The organism is Streptomyces sp. NPDC055749 (genome assembly GCF_053617235.1).
Window position 1 is genome coordinate 1 of the sequence record NZ_JBSHFH010000111.1, and the last position, 6,976, is coordinate 6,976.

Annotated in this window: 9 protein-coding genes and 1 pseudogene; all 10 read left to right on the forward strand. The window is 70.7% G+C overall.

Annotated features, from left to right (window positions below; translation table 11 throughout):
* Nucleotides 1-99: pseudogene (locus ACWGO0_RS37090) on the forward strand (ABC transporter permease); the annotation flags it as partial.
* A 128-nt stretch (nt 100-227) separates the two neighbouring features.
* Nucleotides 228-431, forward strand: a complete 204-nt coding sequence (locus tag ACWGO0_RS37095) for a hypothetical protein (RefSeq protein WP_365437368.1) — start codon at nt 228-230, stop codon at nt 429-431.
* 280 nt (nt 432-711) lie between these two features.
* Nucleotides 712-1,056 carry a hypothetical protein gene (locus tag ACWGO0_RS37100; protein ID WP_365421788.1) on the forward strand — a complete coding sequence of 115 codons (345 nt, stop codon included), beginning with the start codon at nt 712-714 and terminating at the stop codon, nt 1,054-1,056.
* A gap of 20 nt (nt 1,057-1,076) precedes the next feature.
* Entirely contained in the window at nt 1,077-1,358 is a 282-nt protein-coding gene (locus ACWGO0_RS37105) for an HNH endonuclease (protein WP_365421791.1), read from the forward strand.
* A gap of 6 nt (nt 1,359-1,364) precedes the next feature.
* Nucleotides 1,365-1,799 (forward strand): hypothetical protein, encoded by a 435-nt coding sequence (locus ACWGO0_RS37110; protein WP_375852296.1) that lies wholly within the window; start codon nt 1,365-1,367, stop codon nt 1,797-1,799.
* 138 nt (nt 1,800-1,937) lie between these two features.
* Nucleotides 1,938-2,234 (forward strand): hypothetical protein, encoded by a 297-nt coding sequence (locus ACWGO0_RS37115; protein WP_376041147.1) that lies wholly within the window; start codon nt 1,938-1,940, stop codon nt 2,232-2,234.
* Entirely contained in the window at nt 2,218-3,729 is a 1,512-nt protein-coding gene (locus ACWGO0_RS37120) for a hypothetical protein (RefSeq protein ID WP_375852298.1), read from the forward strand. The genes ACWGO0_RS37115 and ACWGO0_RS37120 overlap by 17 nt, the downstream gene beginning before the upstream one ends.
* A gap of 10 nt (nt 3,730-3,739) precedes the next feature.
* Nucleotides 3,740-4,888 carry a phage portal protein gene (locus ACWGO0_RS37125; RefSeq protein ID WP_375852299.1) on the forward strand — a complete coding sequence of 383 codons (1,149 nt, stop codon included), beginning with the start codon at nt 3,740-3,742 and terminating at the stop codon, nt 4,886-4,888.
* Nucleotides 4,885-5,559: an HK97 family phage prohead protease gene (locus tag ACWGO0_RS37130; protein WP_375852300.1), complete on the forward strand. Its 675-nt coding sequence runs from the start codon at nt 4,885-4,887 to the stop codon at nt 5,557-5,559. The genes ACWGO0_RS37125 and ACWGO0_RS37130 overlap by 4 nt, the downstream gene beginning before the upstream one ends.
* A gap of 85 nt (nt 5,560-5,644) precedes the next feature.
* Nucleotides 5,645-6,862, forward strand: coding sequence for a phage major capsid protein (locus ACWGO0_RS37135; RefSeq protein ID WP_376183990.1), 1,218 nt, complete (start codon nt 5,645-5,647; stop codon nt 6,860-6,862).
* Nucleotides 6,863-6,976: the final 114 nt, after the last annotated feature.

Here is a 6,976-nt window from a genome sequence, read left to right on the forward strand (position 1 = left end):
GCCGATCCGGCACAGGAGGAGGTTTCGCGCTCGCTCGGCCACGGGCCGCTGCGGACCTTCCTGCGCGTCACGCTGCCGCAGTTGCGCCCCGCCGCAGCAGCAGCGCGCGCAGGGCAAGAACGAGGTCACCCTGGAACGGCTGGACAAGTAGCAGCCGCCTGCCACACTGAGACCGGGCCCCGCCGCGTAATCCCCCGTCGCGGCGGGGCCAGCCGCATCATGGAGACATGGAGTCGCAGATCATCCGGCCCGGTCACCTCACCGCCACCCAGACCCGCGAGGTCCTCGGCGGCATCAGCGCCGGAGCCCTCCGTAACCTCGTCTACCGCGGCCAGCTCGAGCGCTCCGGAGGCACCGAGCGCTTCCCGTACTTCGCAGCGGTCGACGTCACCGCGCTCGCCGTCAAGCGCGCTGAACGCCAAGCGGCTTGACCGCAGGTCAGACGGTGTGTGACGATCGCCGTGCACAACTGTGCCCACAAACACACGACGCAGCCCCGGCCAGGACCACCCGGCCGGGGCTGCGTCGTGTCCGTCCGTCGCCTGGCGCCCGGGGCTGGAGGCGGCCCCACGCGGGGATCACGGGCACCCGCGGGATGCGGGGCGCCCGGCGGCGGACACCAACGCGTCACAACACAGCCACAGACCCCCCAAGCGACCAACACGCAGCGGATGATGCCCGTTCAGCATCCGAACACCCATGGGGGGAACCATGACCGCCCGCGGAGCCGCCTGCGCCGCCCTGCTCGCCCTCGCAGCCCTCACCACCGGCTGCAGCAGCGGCAGCAGCGACGACAAGCCGCAGCCCACCGTCACCGCCACCAAGACCGTCGACCAGGCCGCCGCACGCAAGGCATGCGTCACCGCCTGGGCAGACCTCATCAAGGACAGCCCCGACGCAGGCATGGACGAGGAGCCGAGCCCCTGCCAAGGCCTGCCCGAGGGCGACCGGATCGACCGCTACATGGAAGGCCTGCAGCAGCTCAACCGGGCCAACCGCGACGAGCTGCAGGACTGCCTCGACGACCCGACGTGCACGGAGGCCCCCGCGCCGTAGATTGGTGGGAGGTGGCGCCCGTGGCCGGCAACCCGCGCAACGGGCGCCCCTACCGCCGCCTCGTCGACTGGCTCCGAGCCCAGCGACTCCCCTGCTGGTGGTGCGGCCACAACATCGGCTACGAGCTGGACGCCCGGCACCCGTTGTCCTTCACCCTCGACCACGAACAGCCGCTCTCGCGAGGCGGCTCGCTCCTCGACAAGGCCAACGCCCGGCCCGCGCACCGTCGCTGCAACAGCAGCCGCGGCAACCGCACAGCGTCACCGAAGCCCAGCCCCCGGCGACCCCAGCTGAGGTGGTGACGGTCCGTGCTGTACATCGTGACCGGACCGCCGGCCGCAGGCAAGACGAGCTGGATCGAGAGCAGGGCCAAGCCCAGCGACATCGTCATCGACCTCGACCGCATCACCCGCGCCCTCGCCGGGCCAGGCGCCCCCAACTGGAACCAGGACCCGCTCCTGCTCCGCGTCGCCCACAAGGCCCGCTACGCCGCGATGTTCGAGGCGTTCGAGCACCGCGACAAGGTCGACGTCTACCTGATCCACACCATGCCCACCTCGAAGTGGCTCGCCCGCTACCGGCGCATGGACGCACAGATCATCGCCGTCGACCCCGGGCGCAGCATCGTGATGGCCCGCATCGAGGCCATGCGAGACCCCGAGATGCGCAGGGTGGCCACCCGCTGGTACCGGTCACGATCGGCGACGAAGACCGAGACGACGGGCGCGACGCTCGAATGGTGATCAAGGCCCCGACTACTTTTTGAGCGCAAGACCGGGCGACCCAAACGCCCTTGTCGCCCGATTTTTTACACGGGGCCTGTACTCGCTAATCCGCCGAGGCGAACGCCAGCGATTTAGCAGGCGGTCACCCTCCGTGACGTGACTCTCAGTGACAGGTCGGGGGTGATCATGGCTACCAACGTCGAAGGGACCGCCGCCGAAATTGCACGGCTCCGGGTCGGCGATATCGCCCCTGGCCTGGCGCAACTCGCCCTCACCCTCGCCCAGGTGATGGACGGGAAGGACGGGGCGACGGCGAAGGCGAACGCCGCTCGCGAACTACGGGCCGCGCTCGAGGCCCTGCACAAGCTCGCGCCGGTCGCCGAAGAGACCGACCGGGTGGACGAGCTGGCCAGGAAGCGGCAGGACGGGAGGCTCCGTGCTCGCCGAGCCTGAACTGCTGCGCGGTGCCCAGCGGCCCCGCCTGTTCACCGCGCCGCCGACGTTCCTGTCCTCGGCTGGCCGGGAGGCGGTCGAGCTGGCCGCGCACGCCGGCCTGGACCTGATGCCGTGGCAGCAGCACGTCCTGGACGTCGGGCTGCGGGAACGGGAGGACGGCCAGTGGGCGGCGTTCGAGTGCGCCGTGAACGTGCCCAGGCAGAACGGGAAGGGCGGGGTGATCGAGGCCAGGGAGCTGGCGGGGCTGTTCCTGCTGGGCGAGCGCCTGATCATTCACAGCGCGCATGAGTTCAAGACGAGCCGAGTCGCGTTCCAGCGGATCCAGTCCCTGATCCTCGGGTGCCCTGACCTGCGGAAACGCGTCAAGCGGATGTTGAACAACACGACGGAGACGTCGATCACGCTGACGACGGGGCAGTCCCTGCAGTTCATCGCCCGCTCCGGCGGCTCCGGCCGTGGCTGGACCGGCGACTGCAACATCCTGGACGAGGCGATGATCCTCGGCGACGACGCGATGGGCGCGCTGATGCCGACGATGTCCGCCGTCGAGAACCCGCAGCTCTGGTACCTGGGCAGCGCCGGAATCGGCGCCCCCTCGGTGCAGCTGGCCCGTCTGCGGCGCCGAGCCCTGGCCGCGCTGGAGGCCGGGAAGCCGGACCCGTCCCTGGCCTACTTCGAGTGGTCGGTGGACCCGCACCTGGACGAATGCCCGCCCGGCTGCACGGAGCACGACAGCTCGGACGATCCGGCGTCGTGGGCGAAGGCGAACCCGTCGCTGGGCCTCCTGATCACCCCGGAGTTCGTCCGGAACGAGCGGGCCTCGCTGGGGTCCAGCGGCATCTTCGAGCGTGAGCGGCTCGGTGTAGGCGACTACCCGTCCGACGAGGCCGACACGTGGCAGGTCATCGCCGAGGAGGCGTGGCGGGCCCTGGCCGTCGGGGACGTCTCGGCGGTCGCTGAGGCGCGGCAGGCCGGGCCGGTGGCGCTGTCCATCGACATGACCCCGGAGCGGTCGCACGCGGCCATCAGCGCAGCGTTCCGGTACCTGGGCGGCGTGCACGTGACGGTCATCGACCACCGGCCCGGTACGGGCTGGATCCTGGAGCGCGCCAAGGAACTGCACGGGAAATGGAACCCGCGGTGCTGGGTGATCGACGGGGCGGGGCCGGCCGGGTCGCTGATCGGCGACCTGGAGGACAAGGAGACCGGGCTCGGAGTGACAGTCGTGCAGCCGAAGGCGCGGGAGATGGCCGCGGCGTGCGCCCAGTTCTACGACGCCGTAACGACGCAGACCCTGACGCACTTCGACGATGCGCCGCTGGCGTCGGCTCTGGCCGGCGCGCAGAAGCGGACGCTGGGCGACGCGTGGGCGTGGGCCCGCCGTATCCCGTCCGTAGACATCAGCCCGCTGGTGGCCGGGACCCTCGCCAAGTGGGGCCTGACCGCCGAGGTAGAAGAACCGCCGGGCGACATCCTGAACAACGTGTGGTGAGGGGGCAGTCGTGAAGTGGTGGCCCTTCCGCCGGACGGCGCTGAAGCGGGCGATCTCGTACCAGGACGTGTGGGGGTCGGGCTCGGACCCGGCCGTGCTGCGCGGCACCAGCCAGGAACGGGCACTGCGGCTGGGGCCCGTCTACGCGGCCACACGGCTGCTCGCGGACTCCGTGGCCTCCCTGCCTCTGAAGTTTTACCGGGCGGACGGAGAGGACCGGCAGCGGCTGCCATTGCCCCCGCTGTTCCGGCGCCCGGCCGCGGCTGGCTTCCGGTATGACTGGCTGCACCGGTGCATGACGTCGCTGACGCTGCGCGGCAACGCCTACGGGCTGATCGTCGCCTGGGGCCCGGACGGCTGGCCCAGCCAGATCGAGTGGCTGCACCCGGACGACGTGAGCATCCAGGACAACCTCGCCGCCGTCCCGGTCTGGTGCTACAAGGGCCGGCGCCTCGAGGACGGGCAGATGTTCCACATCCCCGCCTACACGGTGCCCGGGCAGATCCTGGGGCTGTCGCCGATCGCGTACTTCGCGACGACGACGGAGGCCGGGCTGCTGGCCAACCAGTTCGGCCGGGACTGGTTCGCCAACGGGTCCACGCCAAGCGCAGTCCTGGAGACGGACATGGCCGTGGACCAGGGCGCCGCGACCGTGCTGAAGGCACGGTTCAAGGAGGCCGCCCAAGGCCGGGACGTGGTCGCGCTGGGCAACGGCGTGAAGTACCGGGCGATCTCGGTGCCGGCGAACGAGTCGCAGTTCCTGGAGACCATCAAGGCGACGGCGAACCAGGTCGCCGCGATCTACGGGGTGCCGCCGGAGAAGGTCGGTGGTGAGACGGGTGGCAGCCTCACCTACGCCACGGTCGAGCAGAACAGTATCGACCTGCTGACGTGGACGCTGCGCCCGTGGCTGGCCCGCCTGGAGGAAGCGTTCTCCTGGCTGCGGCCACCCACCGAGGAGGCCCGATTCAACGCGAGCGCGATGCTGCGCACCGACACGCTGACCCGCTATCAGGCGCACCGTATCGCTCGCTCGATCGGGCTGAACAACATCGACGAGCTGCGGCGTCACGAGGATGAGCCGCCGCTGCCCGGCGGGCTCGGGCAGGACTACACGCCACTGGGCAATGTGGCCCCGGACGGAAGCGAGAAGAAGTGAACGGCGACAGTGAGCGTCGGTTCACGCGCGGCCTCGTCGAGGTCCGGGCGGCCGGCGACAGCAGGACGATCGGCGGGTACGCCGCGAAGTTCAACACCCTGTCACGCAACCTGGGCGGGTTCGTCGAGCGGATCGACCCGGGGTTCTTCGCGAAGTCCGAGGGTGACGGCTGGCCGCGCGTGATGGCCCGCTACAACCACGACAACAACATGCTGCTCGGCACGACGCGGGCGAGCACGCTGCGGCTGCAGACGGACGGCACGGGCCTGGACTACAGCGTCGACGTGCCGGCCGCCCGGGCGGACGTGTTCGAGCTGGTGCAGCGCGGCGACGTCACCGAATCCAGCTTCGCGTTCTACACGTTCGAGGACGACTGGGCGATGACGGACGACGGGTTCCCGGTGCGGACGCTGCTGTCCGGGCAGCTGGTCGACGTGGCCCCGGTCAACGATCCGGCGTACCTGGACACGTCCACAGGCCTGCGGTCCCTCGCTGAGAAGGCTGGCGCGGAGCTGGCCGAGGTGCGGGCGGCGGCCGAGGCCGGTGAGCTGAAGCGGTTCCTCGGGGCCCCGGCCCCCACGATCATCCCGCCGGGCGGGCAGGGCGACACCCACCCGCTCGTGGCGGTACGGCAGCGGCGCGCCGAGCTGGTGAAGCGCCGCACCTTCTGAGGCAGGGCGACACCCACCTCACCCACCCATCCACTGGCACCCCGGCGCACGGTCGCGGGTGTCGTCGTCATGCCCAGGAGGGCACATGTCCAGCCACATCAAGGCGCTGCAGGAGCGCCGGGCGAACATCTGGGAGCAGGCCAAGGCGCTGCTCGACACCGCCGAGAAGGAAAAGCGGGACCTGTCGGCGGAGGAAGAGGCGCAGTACCAGGCGCTGAACACCGACCTCGACAAGATCGACGCCCGGGCGAAGGACCTCCTCGAGGCGGAGCAGCGCACCAAGGACGCCGAGGACGCGTTCGCCAAGCTCCTCGCCAAGCCGGCCGACCAGCGGCAGCAGCCGCAGGAGCAGGACTCGGAGCTGCGCCGGTGGGCGCGCGGCGAGATGCGCGGCATCGACATCGCCAAGCCCGACGGGGTCAGCTTCCGTGACCTGACCAAGGGCACCGCGACCGCGGGCGGCAACACCGTGCCCACCACGTTCTACGGCCGCCTGATGGCCCACCTCATCGAGGTGTCCGGTCTGATGATGGCCGGGCCCACGGTCCTGAACACCGCCTCCGGCGAGACCATCGAGATCCCGGTGACCACGGCCCACTCGACTGCCGCGCTCACCGCCGAGGCCGCCAACCTGCCCAAGTCCGACCCGGCGTTCGCCAAGCGCACCCTGGGCGCCTACAAGTACGGCGTCCTGCTCCAGGCGTCCACCGAGCTGCTCACCGACACCGGTGTCGACCTGGAGAGCTACCTCGCCATGCAGGCCGGCCGCGCGCTGGGCAACGCGTTCGGCACCCACGCCATCACCGGCGACGGCTCCTCCAAGCCGACCGGCATCATCACCTCCGCGTCGACCGGCAAGACCGGCGGCACCGGCGCTGGCGGCGCGTTCACCGCGGACGACCTGATCGACCTGTACTACAGCGTCATCGCCCCGTACCGGAACAGCGCCTCGTGCGGCTGGCTGATGCGGGACGCCACCCTCGGCACCGCCCGGAAGCTGAAGGACAAGCAGGACCAGTACCTGTGGCAGCCGTCCATCCAGGTCGGCGTCCCGGACACGCTGCTGGGCAAGCCGGTCCACACCGACCCGAACGTGGCCGCTGTCGGCACGACCGCGAAGTCCGTCGCGTTCGGTGACTTCTCCCAGTACTTCGTGCGCATGGCGGGCGGGGTGCGGTTCGAGCGGTCCGACGACTACGCGTTCAACTCCGACCTGGTGACCTTCCGGGCGATCATCCGCTCGGACGGCCTGCTGGTCGACCAGACCGGAGCCGTGAAGGTGTTCGCCGGCGCCGCGACCTGATCCATACCTGCAGCGGGCGGCCACGACCCTGGTGCTGGGCTGGGGTTCGACGTACGGACCGATCACCGCCGCCGTACGCCGGCTGCGGGCCGCCGGAGCGCCCATCGCCCAGGC

What these genes read in the sequence shown, in the direction of transcription:
- ACWGO0_RS37135 (WP_376183990.1), top strand. Translation starts at nt 5,645, where the DNA reads ATGTCCAGCCACATCAAGGCGCTGCAGGAGCGCCGGGCGAACATCTGG.
- ACWGO0_RS37100 (WP_365421788.1), top strand. Translation starts at nt 712, where the DNA reads ATGACCGCCCGCGGAGCCGCCTGCGCCGCCCTGCTCGCCCTCGCAGCC.
- ACWGO0_RS37095 (WP_365437368.1), top strand. Translation starts at nt 228, where the DNA reads ATGGAGTCGCAGATCATCCGGCCCGGTCACCTCACCGCCACCCAGACC.